This window comes from Velazquezella soli (genome assembly GCF_977018685.1).
The window spans coordinates 624,241-644,677 of sequence record NZ_CDRNXF010000005.1; the positions used below are offsets into that span (position 1 = coordinate 624,241).

General features: G+C 59.9%; 20 protein-coding genes. 13 read left to right on the forward strand and 7 right to left on the reverse strand.

All coding sequences use genetic code 11. From position 1 onward, the window contains the following. Positions 1-38: 38 nt before the first annotated feature. Complete coding sequence (locus tag AC0JZ8_RS23310; protein WP_062458946.1) at positions 39-1,571, reverse strand: UxaA family hydrolase; 1,533 nt, start codon at positions 1,569-1,571, stop codon at positions 39-41. 55 nt (positions 1,572-1,626) lie between these two features. Next, on the reverse strand, positions 1,627-2,313 hold the full coding sequence (locus AC0JZ8_RS23315; protein ID WP_471893698.1) for a FadR/GntR family transcriptional regulator: 687 nt from the start codon (positions 2,311-2,313) through the stop codon (positions 1,627-1,629). A 220-nt stretch (positions 2,314-2,533) separates the two neighbouring features. On the opposite strand from AC0JZ8_RS23315, the gene AC0JZ8_RS23320 reads away from it, so the two are divergent. The 11 genes from AC0JZ8_RS23320 (at position 2,534) to AC0JZ8_RS23370 (ending at position 14,292) form a co-directional block, all read left to right on the forward strand. Beyond that, complete coding sequence (locus AC0JZ8_RS23320; RefSeq protein WP_471893699.1) at positions 2,534-4,126, forward strand: sugar ABC transporter ATP-binding protein; 1,593 nt, start codon at positions 2,534-2,536, stop codon at positions 4,124-4,126. Then, on the forward strand, positions 4,119-5,147 hold the full coding sequence (locus AC0JZ8_RS23325) for an ABC transporter permease (protein WP_062458936.1): 1,029 nt from the start codon (positions 4,119-4,121) through the stop codon (positions 5,145-5,147). The genes AC0JZ8_RS23320 and AC0JZ8_RS23325 overlap by 8 nt, the downstream gene beginning before the upstream one ends. A gap of 86 nt (positions 5,148-5,233) precedes the next feature. After that, positions 5,234-6,175, forward strand: coding sequence for an ABC transporter substrate-binding protein (locus AC0JZ8_RS23330; protein ID WP_062458933.1), 942 nt, complete (start codon positions 5,234-5,236; stop codon positions 6,173-6,175). Positions 6,176-6,249: 74 nt separating this feature from the next. Then, the gene (locus AC0JZ8_RS23335; RefSeq protein WP_471893700.1) at positions 6,250-7,263 is read left to right on the forward strand and encodes an aldo/keto reductase; all 1,014 of its coding nucleotides are present in this window, start codon (positions 6,250-6,252) and stop codon (positions 7,261-7,263) included. 3 nt (positions 7,264-7,266) lie between these two features. Continuing rightward, a complete protein-coding gene (locus AC0JZ8_RS23340; protein WP_471893701.1) occupies positions 7,267-8,088 on the forward strand; it encodes an amidohydrolase family protein in 822 nt (273 codons plus the stop codon). A gap of 1 nt (position 8,089) precedes the next feature. Beyond that, a complete protein-coding gene (locus tag AC0JZ8_RS23345; RefSeq protein ID WP_471893702.1) occupies positions 8,090-9,100 on the forward strand; it encodes a zinc-binding alcohol dehydrogenase family protein in 1,011 nt (336 codons plus the stop codon). 10 nt (positions 9,101-9,110) lie between these two features. After that, positions 9,111-9,440 carry an L-rhamnose mutarotase gene (locus AC0JZ8_RS23350; protein ID WP_113110060.1) on the forward strand — a complete coding sequence of 110 codons (330 nt, stop codon included), beginning with the start codon at positions 9,111-9,113 and terminating at the stop codon, positions 9,438-9,440. Between the two features lie 25 nt (positions 9,441-9,465). After that, complete coding sequence (locus AC0JZ8_RS23355; protein WP_092664239.1) at positions 9,466-10,197, forward strand: SDR family oxidoreductase; 732 nt, start codon at positions 9,466-9,468, stop codon at positions 10,195-10,197. A 76-nt stretch (positions 10,198-10,273) separates the two neighbouring features. Continuing rightward, positions 10,274-11,551 carry an L-fuconate dehydratase gene (locus AC0JZ8_RS23360; RefSeq protein ID WP_471893703.1) on the forward strand — a complete coding sequence of 426 codons (1,278 nt, stop codon included), beginning with the start codon at positions 10,274-10,276 and terminating at the stop codon, positions 11,549-11,551. A 63-nt stretch (positions 11,552-11,614) separates the two neighbouring features. Then, complete coding sequence (locus AC0JZ8_RS23365; RefSeq protein ID WP_471893704.1) at positions 11,615-12,730, forward strand: anhydro-N-acetylmuramic acid kinase; 1,116 nt, start codon at positions 11,615-11,617, stop codon at positions 12,728-12,730. A 50-nt stretch (positions 12,731-12,780) separates the two neighbouring features. Further along, the gene (locus AC0JZ8_RS23370) at positions 12,781-14,292 is read left to right on the forward strand and encodes a S10 family peptidase (RefSeq protein WP_471893705.1); all 1,512 of its coding nucleotides are present in this window, start codon (positions 12,781-12,783) and stop codon (positions 14,290-14,292) included. 79 nt (positions 14,293-14,371) lie between these two features. Here AC0JZ8_RS23370 and gnd read toward each other — a convergent pair whose 3' ends face one another. Beyond that, positions 14,372-15,358 (reverse strand): phosphogluconate dehydrogenase (NAD(+)-dependent, decarboxylating), encoded by a 987-nt coding sequence (gene gnd / locus AC0JZ8_RS23375; RefSeq protein WP_471893706.1) that lies wholly within the window; start codon positions 15,356-15,358, stop codon positions 14,372-14,374. A gap of 203 nt (positions 15,359-15,561) precedes the next feature. Here gnd and AC0JZ8_RS23380 point away from each other — a divergent pair, with 203 nt between their 5' ends. Together AC0JZ8_RS23380 and AC0JZ8_RS23385 are read left to right on the forward strand one after the other, a co-directional pair. Then, complete coding sequence (locus AC0JZ8_RS23380; RefSeq protein ID WP_165699857.1) at positions 15,562-15,735, forward strand: hypothetical protein; 174 nt, start codon at positions 15,562-15,564, stop codon at positions 15,733-15,735. A 366-nt stretch (positions 15,736-16,101) separates the two neighbouring features. Then, positions 16,102-16,491: a DoxX family protein gene (locus AC0JZ8_RS23385; RefSeq protein ID WP_062576480.1), complete on the forward strand. Its 390-nt coding sequence runs from the start codon at positions 16,102-16,104 to the stop codon at positions 16,489-16,491. Positions 16,492-16,625: 134 nt separating this feature from the next. Here the strand turns inward: AC0JZ8_RS23385 and AC0JZ8_RS23390 are convergent, their stop codons facing one another. From AC0JZ8_RS23390 to AC0JZ8_RS23405, 4 genes are all read right to left on the reverse strand, one after another. Next, entirely contained in the window at positions 16,626-18,356 is a 1,731-nt protein-coding gene (locus AC0JZ8_RS23390) for an ABC transporter substrate-binding protein (protein ID WP_471893707.1), read from the reverse strand. Between the two features lie 73 nt (positions 18,357-18,429). Then, positions 18,430-18,711: a DUF2160 domain-containing protein gene (locus AC0JZ8_RS23395; protein WP_062458904.1), complete on the reverse strand. Its 282-nt coding sequence runs from the start codon at positions 18,709-18,711 to the stop codon at positions 18,430-18,432. 13 nt (positions 18,712-18,724) lie between these two features. Continuing rightward, positions 18,725-19,552 (reverse strand): carbohydrate ABC transporter permease, encoded by an 828-nt coding sequence (locus tag AC0JZ8_RS23400; protein ID WP_062576484.1) that lies wholly within the window; start codon positions 19,550-19,552, stop codon positions 18,725-18,727. 14 nt (positions 19,553-19,566) lie between these two features. Continuing rightward, positions 19,567-20,433 carry a carbohydrate ABC transporter permease gene (locus AC0JZ8_RS23405; protein WP_471893708.1) on the reverse strand — a complete coding sequence of 289 codons (867 nt, stop codon included), beginning with the start codon at positions 20,431-20,433 and terminating at the stop codon, positions 19,567-19,569. Between the last annotated feature and the right edge of the window lie 4 nt (positions 20,434-20,437).

Below are 20,437 nucleotides of genomic sequence, written 5' to 3' on the forward strand. Positions count from 1 at the left end.
TAAGCACGGTTTTCACGACGGGCAATATCCGTTTTCCGTCAGGTGACGGCGCCGACCTGCCATGGCACGAATTCGTTGTCGCCATAATCGTAGATCTCGCTCACGGTCTTTTCGCCGGAGGCGACCGCGATCACATGCTCGAAAATCCGTTCGCCGGACTGCTCGATCGTCTCGTCGCCGGTGACGATCCCTCCGCAGTTGATGTCCATGTCTTCCTTCATGTGCTCGTACATTTCGGAATTGGTGGCGATCTTGACGCAAGGGGCCGGCTTGAAGCCGGAAACCGAGCCGCGTCCTGTCGTGAAGCAGATGACGTTGCAGCCGCCGGCGACCTGGCCGGTCACGGCGACCGGATCATAGCCGGGCGTGTCCATGAAGACGAAGCCCTGCTCTGTCACCGTCTCGGCAAACTCGTAGACCGCCTTCAGCGGCATGGAGCCACCCTTGGCGACAGCACCGAGTGACTTCTCGAGAATGGTCGTGAGACCGCCAAGCTTGTTGCCGTAGGAGGGATTGTTGTTCAGCTCGTCACCGTTGCGCGCCGTATAGTCGCGCCACCAATCGATGCGCGACAGAAGCTTCTGCGCGACCTCAGGTGTCGACGCGCGACGCGTCAGCAGATGTTCTGCACCGTAGATCTCAGGCGTTTCGGCAAGAACGGTCGTGCCGCCATTGCGGACGATCAAATCCGAAGCATGGCCGAGTGCCGGGTTTGCAGAGATACCCGAATAGCCATCCGAGCCGCCGCATTCGAGAGCAAGCTTCAGCTTCGACAAGGGCTGCTCGGTGCGCACGGCGGAATTCACCATGGGCAGCATTTCCTTGATGATGGCGATCGCGGCGTCGATCGTCTTCTTGGTCCCGCCATGCTGCTGAATCGTCATCGTCCGCAGCCGCTCGCCCTCTTCCATACGGTAATGTTCGAGGATCGGTGCGATCTGGTTAGTCTCGCAGCCGAGGCCGATCATCAGGATCCCACCGAAATTGGGATGACGGGCATAGCCCTGGATGGTGCGGATCAGCAGGCGATAGCCTTCCGACTTGTTGTTGATCGCGCAGCCGCTGCTATGCGTCAGCGCCACGACGCCGTCGATATTGCCGAACCCGTCCAACCCACCCATGCGGTTGAAATAGTCCGCAATGTAACGGGAGACGGTGGCGGAACAGTTCACCGAAGAAATGATGCCGATGTAGTTGCGCGTTCCGGCGCCGCCGAGGCCGCGATCGAAACCCATGAATGTCCGGCGCTGCTCGAGCGGCAAAAGGGCGCGGTCGCCACCATCGACGCAGAACTGGTGCTCATGGGTGGATGGGAGCATGGCCAGATTGTGCAGGTGCACGTGATTGCCGGGCGCGATGTCCTGCGTCGCAAGACCGATCACCTGGCCATATTTCTTGACTTCCTGGCCGGCCGCAATCGCCCTGAGCGCAACCTTGTGGCCACGGCCGATCAGATCGCGCGCCATCAAGGCCTCGATACCAACGGGCGAACCCTGCTGGATCGACCGGCGGGCAACGGCAACGTCATCGGCAGTATTGAGCACGATGACCGGGGATGTCATGTCATTCATAATGGACCTCCTCCCTGGAGGTATCAAAATCGGGGTTGGTTTTGGTTTTCCGCTGCTAGTGGTCAAGCCAGCGGCGTTTCGATTCCTCCAGATGCATGCGCATCATTGCCTGGGCGAGCAGCCCGTCACGCGCCTCCAGCGCGGTCAGGATTTCCTCATGCTCCGCGAGGGCGCAACTCCATGTTTCCGGTGTTTCGAAATGCTCCCGAAGCTGGGCGGAAAGAGGGCTGTGCCGCTCGTCGAACAGGTCGCCGACGATGCGGCCGATGACGCTGTTTCCAGATTGTGTGGCGATCGTCAGGTGAAACTGGCGATCCTGGTCGACCGGCTTGCGGCCCTCCTCGATCTCTATCGCCATTGCCTCAAGCGTCTGACGAAGCGAGGCGAGCCCGTCGCTCGTGATGCGCGCGCAAGCAAGAACGATGGCGGCTCCCTCGATTGTCGCACGCGCCTGCATCAGTTCGGCAGGGCTTTCTCCCATCGATCCGGACCAGGCCGGTCGCCGCTCGGCAGCCGGGACGACATAGACGCCCGACCCCATGCGGATCTCGACGGTGCCATCAAGCTCGAGCGCGATCAGCGCTTCCCTTAGCGAAGGTCGCGACACGCCAAGCTGCTGCGCTAGATCCCGTTCCGCCGGCAGGCGCTGGCCGAAACGAAACTGCCCGTTCTGAACCAGGGCACGGATTTGATCCGCGATCTGTTGGTAAAGCCTGCGTTCCGGGATTCGTATTCCGTTCATGTGCGCTCCAAAACTGGCCTTACCATATTAGTTCACTGTGGAACTGGCAAGGCCAATGACGGGGCTGGCAGGCGGCTTCTATGGAAGTAAAAGCAAATTTCAAGCACAACTGCAAAACTGGCTTGACCATTTTGGTAAGGCCGCTTAGCAATATTGGCCAGACCGGATGGGTGGAGCTGACCGGCAGTCGCAAGCTTGCGACAAGAGGAGGATGTGGAGGATGCAGACCGATCATTCGGTACTCGAGGCGCGTTTGCGCCCGGCCGTTGGCGTGCCAGCAGCTGACGCACTTCTGCGGCTCGACAACATCTCAAAGGAATTTCCGGGCGTCAAAGCTCTGGCCGATGTCAGCTTCGACCTTCGCCGCGGCGAAGTGCATGCCGTGTGCGGCGAAAACGGCGCGGGCAAATCGACGCTGATGAAGATCATCAGCGGCGTTTATCAGCCCACATCCGGAACCATCACCTACAAGGGCGAAGAGCGGAATTTCTCGTCGACGCGGCAGTCCGAATCCGCTGGCATCGCCATCATCCACCAGGAACTCAATCTCGTTCCGCATCTGACCGTCGCCGAAAACATCTATCTGGCCCGCGAGCCTCGCCGGGGCTTTCTGGTCGATCGCAAGAAGCTTCGGGCAGATGCCAAGCGCTGCCTCGACCGGCTCGGCGTCGATATCAGCCCCGATGTCTCCGTTCGTGGGCTTTCCGTGGCTCAGTGCCAGATGGTGGAAATCGCCAAGGCATTGTCGCTGGACGCCGAAGTGCTGATCATGGACGAGCCGACCTCGTCTCTGACTGAGCAGGAAACGCGGCTTCTGTTCAAGGTCATCCGTGATCTCAAGGCATCCGGCGTCGGGGTCGTCTACATTTCGCACCGGCTCGACGAGATGGCCGAGATCGTCGATCGCGTCACCGTCCTGCGTGACGGTCGTTACATTGCGACAGACGATTTTGCCGCGACAACCGTCGATGACATCGTCGCCAAAATGGTCGGCCGCTCGCTCGAGGAAAAGTTTCCCGAGAGAACCTCGACGCCAAGTGACGACGTTATTCTCGGGGTGCAAGGTCTCAATCGCACCGGTGTCTTCAGAGACATTTCGTTTACGCTTCGCCGCGGCGAAATTTTGGGCTTTGCAGGCCTGATGGGTGCCGGGCGCACGGAAGTCGCGCGGGCAATTTTCGGCGCCGATGCCATCGACGCCGGCACGATCACCCTGCATGGCCAGACACTTTCGATTTCCTCTCCGCGGGACGCGATCGATGCGGGCATCGCCTACCTCTCGGAAGACCGCAAGGCGCAGGGACTGGCGATCAAGATGCCTGTTGATGCGAACATGACGCTTGCCAACATGGAAGCGCTCTCCGATCGCATGGGGCTGATCGATTTCAAGGCGCAAGACAAGGCCGCCAACGAGTATGTCGACCTTCTCAATATCCGCACGCCGTCGATCCGGCAGCAGGTGCGGCTGCTTTCGGGCGGAAACCAACAGAAGATCATCATCGGCAAATGGCTTTTCCGCAAGTCGAAGGTCCTGTTCTTCGATGAGCCAACCCGCGGCATCGACGTGGGCGCCAAGCTCGCGATCTACAGGATCATGGACGAACTGGCGGCAAACGGCATCGGCGTTGTGCTGATCAGTTCGGAACTGCCCGAAATCATGGGCATGACGGACCGGGTTGCGGTCTTTCATCATGGCCGGATCACCGGCGTGCTGGAAACGGCAAAGACCAACCAGGAAGAAATTATGCGCTACGCCTCCGGATACAGCCGGACATCAGGTGCGGACGCTGGCGCAAGGAGTAAGCATGGCTGATATTACCGAACCCTCGAAGTCGCGCAGCGTTTCGCTGAGCGACCGGCAAAAGGACATCATCCAGAAGTTTGCCGCACTCGGCAGCCTGTTCGTTCTGGTGCTGGTGTTTTCCTTCAGCAGCAATGCCTTCTTTACCGTCAACAATGCGATGACGATCGCCTTGCAGGTCACTTCGATCGCCCTTCTCGGCATCGGCGCCACCTGCGTGATCATTACCGGCGGCATCGATTTGTCCGTCGGCTCCGTGCTCGCGCTTGCGGGCGTCGTCGCGGCTCTCTGCGTGAAAGAGCTCGGTCTGCCGGTTCCGCTCGGCATGTTCGTCGGCATTCTCGTTGGTAGCCTGTGCGGCCTGATCAACGGAATTCTGGTGACCCAGATGAAACTGCCGCCTTTTATCGCAACGCTCGGCATGATGCTGATCGCCCGCGGCGTGGCACTTCAGATTACCGGTGCCCGCGCTGTTTCCGGCCTTGGCGAATCCTTCGGCGTGCTCGGCAACGGCTCGCTGTTTCGCGTCGTCACCATCGGCGACGACGGCTTCCCGACGGTGGTCTTCCCGGGCATCCCCTATCCGGTCATCCTGATGATCGTGATCGCGATTGCCGTGTCCTTCATGCTGAACCGCTCCGTGCTCGGCCGCCATATCTATGCGGTTGGTTCGAATGCGGATGCAGCCCGGCTGTCCGGTGTCAACGTCGCCCGCGTCACCAATTTCACCTACATATTGTCAGGCACGCTCGCTGGCCTGACCGGTTGCGTGCTGATGTCCCGCCTCGTGACGGCCCAGCCGAACGAAGGCGTCATGTACGAACTCGATGCCATCGCCAGCGCCGTTATCGGCGGCACCTCGCTGATCGGCGGTGTCGGCACGATTTCCGGAACGGCAATCGGCGCCTTCGTCATCGGCATCCTGCGCAACGGGCTTAACATGAACGGCGTTTCCGCCTTCACACAACAGATCATCATCGGCCTCGTCATCCTGATCACCGTCTGGATCGATCAACTGCGCAACCGCCGGTGAAGAAGGGTGCGGACCCTTTTCCGCGACAATGGGGGTGGGAGTTCCCCGGGGCGGCGAAAACGCCGTCCGTTTGAGGAGGATTGAACATGAAGAAACTAGCAACCGCGTTGCTTGCCTCGGCGATGATCTTGGGTGCGGCCTCTGCACAGGCAGCCGAGATCGCCGTCATCGTCAAGACCGTCAACTCGACCTTCTGGCAGAACGTCCAGAAGGGCGCAGATGCCGCCATGAAGGAAGTCGGCGCCGGCAATACGATGACCTTCCAGGGTCCGGCATCGGAATCCGCCATCGCTGACCAGGTCAACATGGTCGAAAACGCCGTCAACCGCGGCGTCGCCGGAATTGTGCTTGCGCCGTCCGATCCGGACGCGCTGATCCCCGCCGTGAAAAAGGCCTGGGAAGCCCGTATTCCGGTCGTGATCGTGGACTCGATGCTGAGCAAGGGGTCGGAACAGTATTACCAGTCGTTCCTCGCGACCGACAACAAGACCGCCGGCGAACTGGCTGCCAAGGCGCTGATCGGCAAGGTCGGCACTGAAGGCAAGATCGCCGTCATGTCCTATGTGGCAGGTGCCGGCTCCGAGATCGGCCGCGTCGGTGGCTTCACTGACTATATCAAGGCAAACTCGAAGCTCCAGATCGTCGGCCCGTTCTACTCGCAGTCGCAGATGGCGACGGCGTTGAACCAAACCACGGACGTTCTGGCCGCAAATTCCGACCTTAAGGGCATCTTCGGCGCCAATGAGCCGACGGCAATCGGCATGGGCCGCGCCATCAAGCAGTCCGGCAAATCCGGCAAGCTCGTCGCGATCGGCTTCGACGGTAACCAGGATCTGCAGGAATTCGTCAAGGACGGCACGCTTCAGGCGATCGCAGTCCAGGGCTCGTTCCAGATGGGCGATCTCGGCGTCAAGACGATCTCCAAGCTCCTGAAAAAGGAAAAGGTCGAGAAGTTTGTCGATACGGGTGTCGTCGTCGTCACCAAGGACAACATCGACAAGCCGGAAGCCAAGAACGTTCTCTACTAAGCCTCCCCGCCTCGATACGCGTCGCGAATGGCGCGTATCGTCTTTCTCTGCAGTGATAAAATGAAGGTTGCCCGATGAACGCCAGTGATACCCGCAAATTCCCGCGTGTCGATTTGGATGTGACGCTGATCGGCCTCGGCTGCGCCCAGATGGGCAACCTTTATCGCGTCACGCCCTATGCGGAATCCGCCGGCGCTTTCAGTGCCGCGTGGGATGCCGGTATCCGCTATTTCGACACCGCTCCCTTCTACGGCTTTACCCGCTCCGAACGCCGCCTTGGCACGATGCTGACCGATCTTCCCCGCGCAGACTATGTTCTGAGCACCAAGGTTGGCCGCGTCATGACGCCGGATGAGACGGTTGGACCGGAAGAGGACGGCTACGCCGAACCCCTCCCCTTCCGTCCTGTCTACGACTACAGCTATGACGGCATTCTGCGGTCCTTCGAGGCGAGCCAGCAGCGCCTTGGAATCCTGAAGCCCGACATACTCTATATTCACGATATTGGTCGCATGACGCATGGCGACCGCCACGACCATTACTGGCAGCAACTGACCGATGGCGGCGGCTTCAGTGCGCTGGGCAAGTTGCGGGACGAAGGGTCGACCAAGGCTGTCGGCCTCGGCGTCAACGAATGGGAAGTCGTCGCCGACGCGATGAAGGTTTTCGACATCGATTGCACGATGCTCGCCGGTCGCTACACGCTGCTTGAACAGGACAGCCTCGCATTTATGAATGAATGCGCGAAGCAAGGTGTTGCGATCGTTGCCGCAGGACCGTTCAATTCGGGGCTGCTCGCCGGCAACAAGAAGTTCAACTATACCGAAGCGCCGGCTGAGATCCTTGCGCGCGTCGAGCAGTTGCGTGCCGTCTGCGAGGAAGAAGGCGTGACGTTGCAGGCGGCCGCACTCCAGTTTCCGCTGGCGCATCCGGCTGTCGCGACGATCGTCTCCGGCGCCCGCAATGCCGAACAGATCACCTCGAATGTCGACTGGTTTGCCGAGGAAATCCCTGCCTCCTTCTGGTCGCGTCTGAGGGAAAGCGGGCTTCTGGCTGAAGGCACACCACTTCCCGGCATCGGAGCCTGATCGATGCGCATTGATGCCCACCAGCATTTCTGGCGGATCGCCGACCGGACAGACCAATGGCCGGGGCCCGAGCTCGCTGCCATTCACAGGGATTTCCTGCCGGACGATCTGCGGCCGTTGCTGGAAGAGGCCGGCGTCGATGGCACCGTGCTGGTGCAGACGATGGAGACGCAGGCCGATACGCAGTTCATGCTGGATCTCGCCGACAACCACCCTTTCATCCTGGGCGTGGTCGGCTGGACGGATTTGAAAGCATCGGATGTGCAGGAAAATATTGGACAGCTGGCAAGCCACCGCAAGCTGAAGGGTTTCCGCCCGATGCTGCAGGACTTGGCTGATGACCGGTGGATCGATGATCCCGCGCTCGATATCGGTATCGCTACGGTGATCGAACATGATCTGGTCTTCGACGCCCTTGTGCTTCCGAGGCATCTGGCACCGCTTTGCAACTTCGCGCGGCGCCATCAGGAACTCCCGATCGTCATCGATCACGGCGCCAAGCCGCCGATCGCGGAGGGACGGTTTATCGACTGGTACGCCCGCATGAAAGCGCTGGCGGCCCTGCCGAATGTGCATTGCAAGCTATCGGGCCTTCTGACCGAAGCGGGAGACCAGAAGCCGCAATCCGTGCGCCCCTATGCGGAAACGATCTTCGACCTGTTCGGACCGGATCGCGTCATCTGGGGCAGCGACTGGCCGGTCCTGAGGCTTGCCGGGGAATACGGTGCGTGGCTCCGGCAATGCCTGGATATCGTCCCGCAAGAGCACCATTCGTCCGTCTTCGGCGGCAATGCCAAACGTTTCTATCGACTGAAAGAGATCTAGGATGCTGACTATCATATGCGATGAACCGGGCAAACTTTCGGCGATCGAGCGAGACAAGCCCGCACGTGGCGAAGGCGAGGTGCTTCTGAAGGTGCGGCGTATCGGCGTCTGCGGCACCGACCTGCATATCTTCACCGGCAACCAGCCCTATCTTTCCTATCCGCGCGTCATGGGCCATGAACTGGCGGCAACCGTCGAGGAAGCGCCCGAGGGAAGCTCGCTTCAGGTCGGCGATATCGTCTCGATCATCCCCTACATTTCCTGTGGCCACTGCAATGCCTGCCTGAAGGGCAAGACGAACTGCTGCCGCAATATCGGCGTGCTCGGCGTCCATCGCGATGGCGGCATGACGGAATATCTGAGCATTCCCGAGCAGTTTGCCGTGAAGGCAGACGGATTGACGCTTGATCAGGCCGCCATGGTGGAGTTTCTGGCGATCGGCGCGCATGCGGTCGCCCGCGCACGGGTCGAAAAGGGACAAAAGGTTCTGGTCGTCGGCGCCGGCCCGATCGGCCTATCGGTCGCGATTTTTGCGCAGCTTGAAGGCGCCGAGGTAACTGTCATCGACGGTCGTGCGGACAGGCTTGATTTCGCCAAGAGCCAGTTGGGCATTACGTCCACGGTCGCGCTTTCCGCTGACGACACCGACCAGCTTTCCGCCATCACCAACGGCGACTTCTTTGACGCAGTGTTCGACGCGACCGGCAACCCGAAGGCGATGGAGCGCGGCTTCTCCTTTGTCGGACATGGCGGCACCTATGTCCTGGTGTCGATCGTCTCCAGCACGATCGGCTTTTCGGATCCAGAGTTTCACAAGCGCGAAACCACGCTCCTCGGCAGCCGCAACGCGACGATTGCGGACTTCGAGCGGGTGATGGACGCGATGCGCGCCGGCCAGGTACCGGATGCCTTGATTTCGCACCGCATGCACCTTTCGGATGTGCCGGACCGGTTTTCCAAATTGACGGACCCCGCGCAGGCGGTGGTCAAGGCGCTCATTGAAGTCGCCTGAGGAGTAAGTCATGCAGCGCATGGGAATGATGATCGGCGTGCAGCCGGAGATGCTTGCAAAGTATCGGGAACTGCACGCGGCGGTATGGCCGGAAATCCTCGACTTGATTTCCCGCTGCAACATCAGGAACTATACGATCTTCCTGCGCGAACCGGAAAACCTCCTGTTCGGCACATGGGAATATCACGGCACCGATTTCGCGGCAGACATGGCGCGGATGGCGGCCGACGAGAAGAACCAGGAATGGTGGGCCTTTACCATTCCCTGCCAGAAGCCTTTGGAAACGAGGGCCGAGGGCGAATGGTGGGCGATGATGGAAGAGGTTTTCCATCATGACTGACATGCAGAGAGGAGAGTTGAAGTCGATGGCAAATCTGAATGGCAAGACAGTTCTGATCACCGCGGCGGGTCAGGGGATCGGCCGCGCCAGTGCGCTTGCCTTCATCGCGGCAGGCGCCAAGGTTCATGCCACCGACATCAACGAGACGGCTCTTTCCGAGTTGCCGAAGCTCGACAATCTGACGACGGCAAAGCTCGACGTGCTGAACGAGGACGCGGTCAAGGCCTGCGTCTCTGATATCGGTCAGGTCGATGTGCTCTTCAACTGCGCCGGCGTTGTGCACGCCGGTTCGGTGCTGGAGATGCCGGATAGCGATCTCGATTTTGCCTTCGACCTCAACGTACGCGCCATGATCCGCACGATCCGTGCCGTGCTGCCGGGCATGCTGGAGCGCAAGGATGGCGCGATCATCAACATGGCATCGGTCGCGTCCAGCGTGAAGGGCGTGCCGAACCGCTTCGCCTATGGCGTGACCAAGGCGGCTGTGATCGGACTGACCAAATCGGTCGCGGCCGACTACGTGACGCAAGGCATCCGCTGCAATGCGATCTGCCCGGGCACAGTGGAAAGCCCGTCGCTTCAGGACCGCATGCGCGCCCAGGGCGATTATGATGCCGCCCGTGCCGCCTTCATCGCCCGCCAGCCGATGGGCCGTCTTGGATCGCCGGAAGAAATCGCCGATCTCGCCGTCTACCTTGCCACGGCCACCTATACGAGCGGACAGGCCTTCGCCATCGACGGCGGCTGGACCATCTGAGCCTTTCAATCCTCTGCCGTCGTTTACGGCGCACAACCCGATCATCTTGAACCGCCGACCAGCGGAAGGAATAGTTATGGCCAAAGTTATCGATATGCGGGTTGTCGACCTGCGCTTTCCGACCTCGCAGAGTCTCGACGGGTCCGATGCCATGAACCCGGATCCGGATTATTCGGCCGCCTATGTGATCCTCGAAACCGACGATCAAGCGCTTAAGGGTCATGGCCTGACCTTCACGATCGGCCGCGGCAACGACATCTGCTGCATGGCGATCGAGGCGATGCGCCACCTTGTCGTCGGCGCCGACACGCAGATGATGAAGGCCAATCCGGGGAAATTCTGGCGGCACCTGACCGGCGACAGCCAGTTGCGCTGGATCGGTCCCGACAAGGGAGCCATGCATCTTGCGACCGGCGCCGTCGTCAACGCGTTTTGGGACCTGCTTGCGAAGGAAGAAGGCAAGCCGGTGTGGCGTCTCGTGGCGGACATGTCGCCGGAAGAGATCGCCGATATCGTCGATTATCGCTATCTGACCGACGTTCTCACACGCGACGAGGCTCTCGCCATTCTCAAAAAGGCAGAGGCAGGGAAGCCGGAACGGATCGCCATTCTCGAAAGCCTGGGGTACCCCTGCTACACGACGTCGGCAGGCTGGCTTGGCTATGATGACGAGAAACTGCGCAGACTTTGCCAGGAAGCGATCGACGCCGGTTTCGATCATATCAAGATGAAGGTCGGACGCGACCTCGAAGACGACATTCGCCGCCTCACGATCGCACGCGAGGTGATCGGCCCCGATCGTTACCTGATGATCGATGCCAACCAGGTCTGGGAGGTCGATCAGGCGATCGAGTGGGTCAACAAGCTTGCCTTCTGCAAGCCCTTCTTCATCGAGGAGCCGACCAGCCCCGATGACATTGCCGGTCACCGCAAGATCCGCCAGGCGATCGGGCCGGTGAAGGTCGCGACTGGCGAGATGTGCCAGAACCGTATCATGTTCAAGCAGTTCATCGCCGAGGGTGCGATCGATATCGTGCAGATCGACAGCTGCCGCATGGGCGGGCTGAACGAGGTTCTCTCCGTCCTGCTGATTGCCGCCAAATATGGCCTCCCGGTCTGGCCGCATGCCGGCGGCGTCGGCCTTTGCGAATATGTCCAGCATCTCTCGATGATCGACTACGTTGCGGTTTCCGGCACGATGGAAGGCCGCGTCATCGAATATGTCGATCACCTGCACGAGCATTTCCTCGAACCCTGCGTCATCGAGAACGCCGCCTATATGCCGCCGAAAATGCCCGGCTTCTCGATCGAGATGAAGGCAGAGACGCTGGAGGAATTCAGCTTCGGACGTTGAGGGCGATGGCGGTCTCTGTTACTCCCGGGTAATTGCGTCGCTTGAACTCGAGGGGGATCTCCAATGGAGCCAATCTGGGCCGTCGGCCTGATGACCGGGACCGTCCTCGACGGCAATATCGACGTTGCGCTCTTGAAGACCGACGGCGAAACGGTGGAGACAGCAGGCGCCTATACGTTGGCGCCCTATCCGCCCGAGATCCGGTCTCTTCTCGAGGAAACGCTCGCCCAAGCGCGCGTCTGGGAATTCGAAGGACCGGAGCCCGCGATCTTCGCCGTGGCCGAGGAGGCATTGACGCGGGCGCAATCGCGCGCAGTGCAGGATCTTGTTGAAAGCGCCGGCATGACGATGGCCGATATCGACATTGTCGGCTTTCACGGCCAGACCGTTCTCCACCGTGCACCGACCCGGGAACGCCTCGGCGACACGCGGCAGCTCGGTGATGGCGAATTGATGGCGTCGATCCTGGGCTGCAAGGTCGCCTATGATTTCAGAACCGCGGACGTTCGCGCCGGTGGTCAGGGCGCACCGCTTGCCGCGGTCTATCACGCGGCGCTGCTGCGTGGCGTCGATCGATCGGGAGATAGCGCCGTTCTCAACCTCGGCGGTGTCGGCAATATCAGCTGGTGGGATGGCGAGGATCTGGTGATCGCCTTTGATACCGGCCCGGCCAACGCCCCGCTCAACGATTTCATCAAATCGCTCGGGCTTGGCGAGATGGACAGGGACGGCGCGCTTGGTGCTTCGGGCAAGGTCGATGAGGAGCGTCTGGCACGCTTGCTTCAGCATCCGTACATGACCGCGCCCTACCCGAAATCGCTCGACCGCTATTCGTTTACCGCTGCTATGGCCGACGGGCTTTCGCCGGAAGACGGCGCGGCCACACTTTCAGCCTTTACCGCGTCAGCGGTCGGCAAGGCGCTCGATCTATTGCCGAGACGTCCGAAACGGCTGATCGTGGCCGGAGGCGGGCGTCGCAACCCGACGATCATGGCGATGCTCGAACAGCGCGCCGGCGTCGAGGCCGTGTCCGCCGACGAATTCGGCTGGCGGGGCGATGCCGTCGAGGCGGAACTGTTCGCATTCCTCGCCGTACGCGTGCTGCGCGGTCTGCCGATCAGTTTTCCGACGACGACAGGTGCGCCACGGCCTCTGCAGGGCGGACGACTGGCGGGCTGACTTGAGCCTCAAGCGGAATTGAGTTTCCCGGATGGGTCATGCCGCCCTACATGACTGATATAGCCGTCACGGAGGAAACAGCTTTGCGTCTTTACCGGATCCTTGCATCCATCCTGGTGCTTCTTGCGCTTTCCGCCCCGGTTGGGGCGCAACAGCCCCCCGGCATATTCTCGCTCATCCCCTCTGACAGCACGACCGAGCATGTTCTGAAAACCGAGGGCAGCGCAGATCTGCCCTATACAGCGACCGCCGGGACGCTTGACCTGTTCGACCAGGACGGCAATCGAACGGCCAAGATCTTCTACACGGCCTATGTCGCCAAGGATCGGACGCCGGGTCGTCCGCTCACCTTCGCCTTCAACGGCGGCCCGGGCGCAGCGTCGGCCTATCTGCATCTCGGCCTGCTGGGCCCGCGGATCATCGAATTCGGCAAGAACGGCAACGACGGCACTACGCCGCAGATCAGGGACAATCCGCAAAGCTGGCTGGCATTTACCGATCTTGTCATGATCGATCCGGTTGGCACCGGGTGGAGCCGCGCCGCCAGCGACGATGTCGCCAAGAATTTCTACGGCGTAAGTCAGGATGCCAACAGCCTTGCCAAGGTGATCTCGCTCTACGTCCAGAAGAACGACCGGCTGAATGCACCAAAATATCTGGTCGGCGAAAGCTATGGCGGGTTCCGCGCGGCGAAAGTCGCGATCGCGATGAAGAATAGCCAGGGCATCATCCCCTCCGGCATCATCATGCTCTCGCCGTTTATCGAAGGCCGGTTCCTCGCAAATTCCGACGATCCGCTGAGCGCCGCACTGCAACTGCCCTCGCTTGCGGCAGCCGAGATGGAGCGGACCAAAAGCTTCACGCCTGAAAAGCTCGCCGAAGCCGAACGCTTTGCGTTGCGCGACTATCTTCCGACCGTGGCGGGCGCTGCGCCGACGGGAGAAGAGGCTGACGCATTCTATGGAAAGATTGCTGGTCTCACGGGCATTCCGAAAGAGGTCGTTGCCAGAACGCGAGGCCTCGTCGGCGATGTCTACGGGAAGCAGATGGGTGGACCGGGCCGGGTCGTCAGCCCCTATGATGCATCCTACGCCGTGCCGGACGCCTATCCCGAGGACGCGTACGGGCGCAACGACGATCCCATTCTGGAGGGTTACACCCGCGCCTACAGCGCAGCGTTCACGTCCTATGCAAAAGGCGAGCTGAAGTTTTCAAGCGACATGACCTACTCGCTTTTGAACGAGGATGTGAACCGTCGCTGGGAATGGAACGGCAGCCGTGGCGGTGATGCTCGCGCGCTCGCCAGCGCTTCGACGGATATCCGCGATCTCCTCTCGGTCATCCCGTCCTTCCGCCTGCTGGTCGTGCATGGTCATAGCGATGCGCTGACACCCTATGGTGTGAGCCGCTACGTGATCAATCACCTGCCGACAGAGCTTGCAGCAGACAGGGCGAAACTGAAGACCTATAGCGGCGGCCACATGTTCTACACCAACCCGTCGTCGCGGGCGGCATTCCTCACCGATGCGAAAGCGTTCTACTCGGCCAAGACGGTAGAATAGGGACTAGCCCGGTCTATCGAGCTTTTAAAAAGAGTCCGGCACCCCAGGGGTGCCGGATTTCGTATCGGAATAACCCAAACTACTTCTTTTCGGAATGACCGCCGAAAGCGGCCCTAAGAGCAGAGAGAACCTGGTTCGAATACTGTTCCTGCCCCCGTGACGAGAAGCGCTGGAAGAGAGCAGACGACAGGACCGGAAGCGGAACGCCGGTATCGATACCAGCTTTCATCATCCATCGTCCCTCGCCGGAATCGGAGACATGCCCGCCGAAGCCGTCGAGCATCGGATCCTTTTCCAGAGACCCGGCGAGAAGATCAAGCAACCACGACGAAACGACGCTGCCGTGACGCCAGACTTCGGTGATTTCAGCCACATCGAGATCGTAATGGTAGTAGTGCGGATTGGCGAGCGGGCTTGTTTCCGCATCGGCGCTGCGTGCAGCCTTGCCCGCATTGGCATTCTTCATCAGGTTGAGGCCTTCGGCATAGGCCGCCATCATGCCGTATTCGATGCCGTTGTGGACCATCTTCACGAAGTGACCTGATCCTGCCGGGCCGCAATGGATATAGCCAAGTTCCGAGGTCCGCTGTGCCTCCTTGCCGGCTCCCGGGGACAGCGACAGGAAGATCGGATCGAGGCGCTTCACCGCTTCATCCGGTCCGCCGATCATCAGGCAATAGCCGCGTTCCAGACCCCAGACGCCACCGCTCGTGCCGACATCGATATAGTCGAGGCCGATGCCCGAAAGACGCCCGGCGCGATCGATATCGTCCTGGTAGTTGGAGTTTCCGCCGTCGATCAAAACGTCGCCGGCCGCCATGACACCCGAGAGCTTCTCGATCGTCTGGTCGGTGATCGCTGCAGGCAACATCAGCCAAACGGTGGCCGGTTTCGCGAGCTTTGCGACCATATCTTCCAGCGAGGTGGCGCCCACGGCCCCTTCCCGCTCCAGAGCCTCGACATTGGCCTGACTGACATCGAATACCACACACTCATGGCCATCACGCAGGAGCCGTCGCACCATATTGGCGCCCATACGGCCGAGGCCTATCATTCCGATCTGCATTCCGTTTCCCTTCCGAAAAACCATGTTGTGGGTCCGAACCATCAGGCCCGACTGAGATGAGGCATATCAGTTCGTTCAGAAATTGACACCTGCAGACATGCACAGCAGATGCGCCGAAACCGCCAGCCTAGGCACGGGAAGAAAAGACTGTTGACAACCTTCAGCGAAAATGAGAACAAAGGAAGAACATTGAGGAGAACGCCATGCAGAGAACTGAAGAGGTCGTCGCCCGTGCTCTTGCCCTCGTGGCTCAGTCGAAGGCGCTCAGGGAACGTCATGACAAGGAACGCAAGGAGATCTATGGACGGATCGAGATTGCCAATCTTCGCAAGCCGCATGTTCCCAAGGGGATTCAACTGCCTCTCAACCTGCAGTGAATTGACTTTATCGTTGGAGGACGTGGTCCGCGTATACGTCTGATTCAGTCTGTTGCAAGGCTGCACTCGACTCGCTTCTGAAGAGGTGGTTCATTCCCTTCAACGGCGTAGGGGTGCTTAATGCTTCACGAATACAACGAGATCTTTATGCAGCAGCGGTATTTCATAAAGATACTGATGGCCTGGATTGGGGCAATTGCCTTGGGCTGTGTCCCCGTTTTGATGATCGTCAACGCGGTCACCATTTGAGAAGACGCTTCGGCGCTCTAGAGGTCTCGCGCATTCCATAACTGTTTCACGAAGACGTGCAGTTGACCTTCGTTTGGTCGATGTCAGAAGAGCATCGACATTTAACGGAGCTTCCCAATGGTCAACAAAATCCAGGCTTACCAGCCTGTTCTTCTCAGCATCCTGCGTATTGCCGTCGGCCTTGTCATCTTCTCCTTCGGCATGGCAAAAATCTTTCATTTCCACGCCGGTACCTTCATGCCGCCCACGGGCTCGTTGCCCTGGATCGCGGGTCTCTTTGAGCTTGTCTGCGGCTTCCTCTTCCTGGTCGGTTTCCAGACACGGATAGCGGCATTCCTCCTGTCCGGACTAATGGCCGCGGCTTACTTCATCAGCCACTTTCCCAAAAGCATTTTCCCGCCCGAAAACGGCGGAATGGCCGCTGCCGTGCTCTGCTTCGTGTTCCTGTATTTCGTCACGTCCGGAGCCGGACCGATCAGTGTCGATGCCAAGCTGAACAAGGCATAGGACCGGATCAAGGCAGGTTGGGAGGCTCTGCCGTGTGCCCGCAACAGTGACGAACGCGAAACGACCGCGCCGATGATGTTCGGCGCGGTCGTCTCTTGCCGCCGCTTCCCCTTCGGGAGCCTTGATCGGTCAGATCACTTCTTCGCGTCAGCCCAGCTCTTCACCAGGTCGTCGTAGTTGACGGTGATCGGCTTTTCCTTTTCGTTCTCGATCTTCAGCTGCGGAGCCAGATTGCCCTTGGCCACCGCATCCTTGTTCCAGTAGGCCAGGTCATGCTCTTCGGCGAGCTTGGGACCCATGTCCTTCTGGACGCCAGCGCGTTCCAGACGCTGGAGCACCTTTTCCTGCTCGGCGCAAAGCGAGTCCATAGCCAGCTGCGGTGTCTTGGCACCCGAAGCGGCATCCCCGATTGCCTGCCACCAAAGCTGAGCGAGCTTCGGATAATCAGGAACGTTGGTGCCGGTCGGCGACCACTGGACGCGCGCCGGCGAGCGGTAGAACTCGATCAGGCCGCCGAGTTTCGGTGCGCGATCGGTAAAGCTCTGATGGCGGATCGAGCTTTCGCGGATCAGCGTCAGGCCCACATGGCTCTTCTTCAGGTCGACGGTTTTGGACGTGACGAACTGGGCGTAGAGCCAGGCCGCCTTTGCGCGGTCATCGGGCGTGGACTTCATCAGCGTCCAGGAACCGACGTCCTGATAGCCAAGCTTCATGCCGTCTTTCCAGTAAACGCCGTGGGGGCTTGGCGCGAAACGCCATTTCGGCGTGCCGTCCTCGTTCATGACAGGCAGGCCTGGCTTCACCATGTCGGCGGTGAAGGCCGTGTACATGAACATCTGCTGGGCAATCTCGCCGCCTGCAGGGACCGGGCCGGACTCGGAGAAGTTCATGCCCTGGGCAGCCGGAGGTGCATAGGCCTTCATCCAGTCGAGATATTTCTGGATCGAATAGACGGAGGCAGGACCATTGGTGTCACCGCCGCGCGCGACGCAGGAGCCGACCGGCTGTGACTTTTCGTTGACCTTGATACCCCATTCGTCGACCGGCAGACCGTTCGGTAGACCCTTGTCGCCGTTGCCAGCCATCGAAAGCCACGCATCGGTGAAGCGCCAGCCGAGCGACGGGTCCTTCTTGCCGTAGTCCATGTGACCGAAGACCTTCTTTCCGCCGATATCACGGCCGGTGAAGAATTCCGCGATGTCTTCGTAAGCGGACCAGTTGACGGGAACACCGAGGTCGTAGCCGTATTTGGCCTTAAAATCAGTCTTGTTCTTGGCGTCGTTGAACCAGTCGTACCTGAACCAGTAAAGGTTGGCGAACTGCTGGTCCGGAAGCTGGTAGAGCTTCTTGTCGGGCGCGGTGGTGAACTTCAGGCCGATGAAGTCGTCGAGATCGAGGCCGGGATTGGTAACGTCCTTACCTTCCTTCGCCATGAAGTCCGTCAGGGAACGGGCCTGCTGGTAACGCCAATGCGTGCCGATCAGGTCGCTATCGTTGACATAGGCGTCATAGATGTTCTCGCCCGACTGCATCTGCGTCTGCAGCTTCTCGACGACATCGCCTTCGCCGATCAGGTCGTGGGTGATCTTGATGCCGGTGATCGCCGTGAAGGCTGGCGCCAGCACTTTCGATTCGTATTCATGCGTGGTCAGCGTTTCGGAAACGACCTTGATGTCGAGACCGGAGAAGGGCTTCGCCGCATCGACGAACCATTGCAGCTCCTTTTCCTGCTCGGCGCGCGAGAGGGAAGAAAGGTCCTTGATTTCCTTGTCAAGGAACTGCTTCGCCTCGTTCATGCCGGCGTGAGCCGTGCCTGCCAATGCCAGCAATATGCCTGCTGTCGTTGTCAAAAGATGCCGTCGCATAATGTCCTCCCAGAGTTGCGATTGCGATTTCGTTTCGGCGCCAGTCCTCCCGCGCGCCGTATCAAACTTGCCTTCAGACGAAGCGGAAAACGCCGACGGCGTAGACCACAGCGAGGGCAAGAGCCCACCACAGATTGGGGCCGATCAGCCCCAACCATGCGAGATTGATGAATGCTGCACCAAGCAGCGAAATGAAGAGCCGGTCCCCCCGCGTTGTCTCGAAGCGCAGGATCCCAACCCTTGGCGCTCCGCCCGGGGAAAAGTACTCCCAGATGCCCATCGCTGCAATCAAGGCGAAGATGGTCACGAAGAAAAGCGTCGTCGGCAGCGTCCAGGCCATCCATGAAAAACTCATGTGCGTTCTCCCTCTAGACCCGACCCAGGGCAAAGCCCTTGGCGATGTAGTTGCGGACAAAGTAGATCACGAGCGCGCCCGGCACGATCGTCAGCACGCCGGCGGCTGCCAGAACGCCCCAGTCCATGCCGGACGCCGAAACGGTGCGGGTCATGATGGCCGAAATCGGCTTGGCGGCAGTCGTCGTCAGCGTGCGGGCAAGCAGCAGCTCGACCCACGAGAACATGAAGCAGAAGAAGGCTGCAACGCCGATGCCGGACGCGATCAACGGCATGAAGATCTTCACGAAAAAGCGCGGGAAGGAATAGCCGTCGATATAAGCGGTTTCGTCGATTTCCTTTGGCACGCCGGACATGAAGCCTTCGAGAATCCAGACGGCCAGCGGGACGTTGAACAGGCAGTGGGCGAGTGCCACGGCGATATGCGTGTCGATCAGTCCGAAGGCGGAATAGAGCTGGAAGAATGGCAGCGCAAAGACCGCCGGTGGCGCCATCCGGTTGGTCAGCAGCCAGAAGAACAGGTGCTTGTCGCCGAGAAACCGGTAGCGGGAGAAGGCGTAGGCCGCAGGAAGTGCCGCCGCCACCGAGATCAGCGTGTTCAGACCCACATAGATAATCGAGTTGATATAGCCGTTGTACCAGGATGGATCGGTGAAGATCACCGTGTAATTCCGAAGCGTCGGGTTATGCGGGAAGAGGGAGAAGGTACCGGTGATCTCGGCATTCTCCTTGAAGCTCATATTGACCAGCCAGTAGATCGGCAGCAGCAGGAAGATGATGTAGATTGTCGAGACGAGCCAGGAGTAGCTGCGCGCCGGCTTGAATGTGTTGACTTGAGCCATCGTAACGGTCCTCCTCACGCGTCTTTGTCGCTGCTGGTCATGACCGTGTAGAAGATCCACGACATCAGCAGGATGATGAGGAAGTAGATGATCGACATCGCCGCGGCCGGCCCGAGGTCGAACTGCCCGACCGCCATCTTGACGAGATCGATCGACAGGAAGGTTGTCGAGTTGCCGGGCCCGCCGCCGGTGACGACGAAGGGTTCGGTATAAATCATGAAACTATCCATGAAGCGCAGGAGCACGGCGATCAGCAGCACCCGCTTCATCTTCGGAAGCTGGATAAATCGGAACACCGACCAGCGCGACGCGCCATCGATTTTCGCAGCCTGATAGTAGGCATCCGGGATCGACACGAGACCGGCATAGCAGAGGAGCACGACAAGGCTCGTCCAGTGCCAGACATCCATCACGATGACGGTGACCCAGGCATCGAGCGGATCGCGAACATAGTTGTAGTCGATGCCGAGGATTGCGAGCGTGCGTCCGAGAAGGCCGATGTCGACACGACCGAAGACCTGCCAGATGGTGCCGACCACGTTCCACGGGATCAACAGCGGCAGCGCCATCAACACGAGGCAGACCGGAACGCCGAGCCCCTTTTTCGGCATGTTCAGCGCGATGAAGATGCCGAGCGGAATTTCCAGTGCGAGAATGATGACCGAGAACAGCAGGTTGCGCTGCAGCGCCTCCCAGAACCGATCGGAGTTCAGGATTTCGGTAAACCAGTCCGTGCCGGCCCAGAAGAACTCGTTATTGCCGAACGTGTCCTGCACCGAATAGTTCACGACCGTCATCAGCGGGATCGCCGCTGAAAACAGGACCAGAACCAGAACCGGTAGAACGAAGAACCAGGCCTTATTGTTATAGGTCTTTTCCATGCCG

Excerpts from the sequence above, each read along its gene's own strand:
- AC0JZ8_RS23350 (WP_113110060.1), top strand. The coding sequence starts at position 9,111 with ATGCAGCGCATGGGAATGATGATCGGCGTGCAGCCGGAGATGCTTGCA.
- AC0JZ8_RS23340 (WP_471893701.1), top strand. The coding sequence starts at position 7,267 with ATGCGCATTGATGCCCACCAGCATTTCTGGCGGATCGCCGACCGGACA.
- AC0JZ8_RS23395 (WP_062458904.1), bottom strand. The coding sequence starts at position 18,711 with ATGAGTTTTTCATGGATGGCCTGGACGCTGCCGACGACGCTTTTCTTC.
- AC0JZ8_RS23310 (WP_062458946.1), bottom strand. The coding sequence starts at position 1,571 with ATGAATGACATGACATCCCCGGTCATCGTGCTCAATACTGCCGATGAC.
- AC0JZ8_RS23405 (WP_471893708.1), bottom strand. The coding sequence starts at position 20,433 with ATGGAAAAGACCTATAACAATAAGGCCTGGTTCTTCGTTCTACCGGTT.
- gnd (WP_471893706.1), bottom strand. The coding sequence starts at position 15,358 with ATGCAGATCGGAATGATAGGCCTCGGCCGTATGGGCGCCAATATGGTG.
- AC0JZ8_RS23335 (WP_471893700.1), top strand. The coding sequence starts at position 6,250 with ATGAACGCCAGTGATACCCGCAAATTCCCGCGTGTCGATTTGGATGTG.
- AC0JZ8_RS23355 (WP_092664239.1), top strand. The coding sequence starts at position 9,466 with ATGGCAAATCTGAATGGCAAGACAGTTCTGATCACCGCGGCGGGTCAG.
- AC0JZ8_RS23345 (WP_471893702.1), top strand. The coding sequence starts at position 8,090 with ATGCTGACTATCATATGCGATGAACCGGGCAAACTTTCGGCGATCGAG.
- AC0JZ8_RS23315 (WP_471893698.1), bottom strand. The coding sequence starts at position 2,313 with ATGAACGGAATACGAATCCCGGAACGCAGGCTTTACCAACAGATCGCG.
- AC0JZ8_RS23390 (WP_471893707.1), bottom strand. The coding sequence starts at position 18,356 with ATGCGACGGCATCTTTTGACAACGACAGCAGGCATATTGCTGGCATTG.
- AC0JZ8_RS23385 (WP_062576480.1), top strand. The coding sequence starts at position 16,102 with ATGGTCAACAAAATCCAGGCTTACCAGCCTGTTCTTCTCAGCATCCTG.
- AC0JZ8_RS23320 (WP_471893699.1), top strand. The coding sequence starts at position 2,534 with ATGCAGACCGATCATTCGGTACTCGAGGCGCGTTTGCGCCCGGCCGTT.
- AC0JZ8_RS23330 (WP_062458933.1), top strand. The coding sequence starts at position 5,234 with ATGAAGAAACTAGCAACCGCGTTGCTTGCCTCGGCGATGATCTTGGGT.
- AC0JZ8_RS23380 (WP_165699857.1), top strand. The coding sequence starts at position 15,562 with ATGCAGAGAACTGAAGAGGTCGTCGCCCGTGCTCTTGCCCTCGTGGCT.
- AC0JZ8_RS23325 (WP_062458936.1), top strand. The coding sequence starts at position 4,119 with ATGGCTGATATTACCGAACCCTCGAAGTCGCGCAGCGTTTCGCTGAGC.
- AC0JZ8_RS23365 (WP_471893704.1), top strand. The coding sequence starts at position 11,615 with ATGGAGCCAATCTGGGCCGTCGGCCTGATGACCGGGACCGTCCTCGAC.
- AC0JZ8_RS23360 (WP_471893703.1), top strand. The coding sequence starts at position 10,274 with ATGGCCAAAGTTATCGATATGCGGGTTGTCGACCTGCGCTTTCCGACC.
- AC0JZ8_RS23370 (WP_471893705.1), top strand. The coding sequence starts at position 12,781 with ATGACTGATATAGCCGTCACGGAGGAAACAGCTTTGCGTCTTTACCGG.
- AC0JZ8_RS23400 (WP_062576484.1), bottom strand. The coding sequence starts at position 19,552 with ATGGCTCAAGTCAACACATTCAAGCCGGCGCGCAGCTACTCCTGGCTC.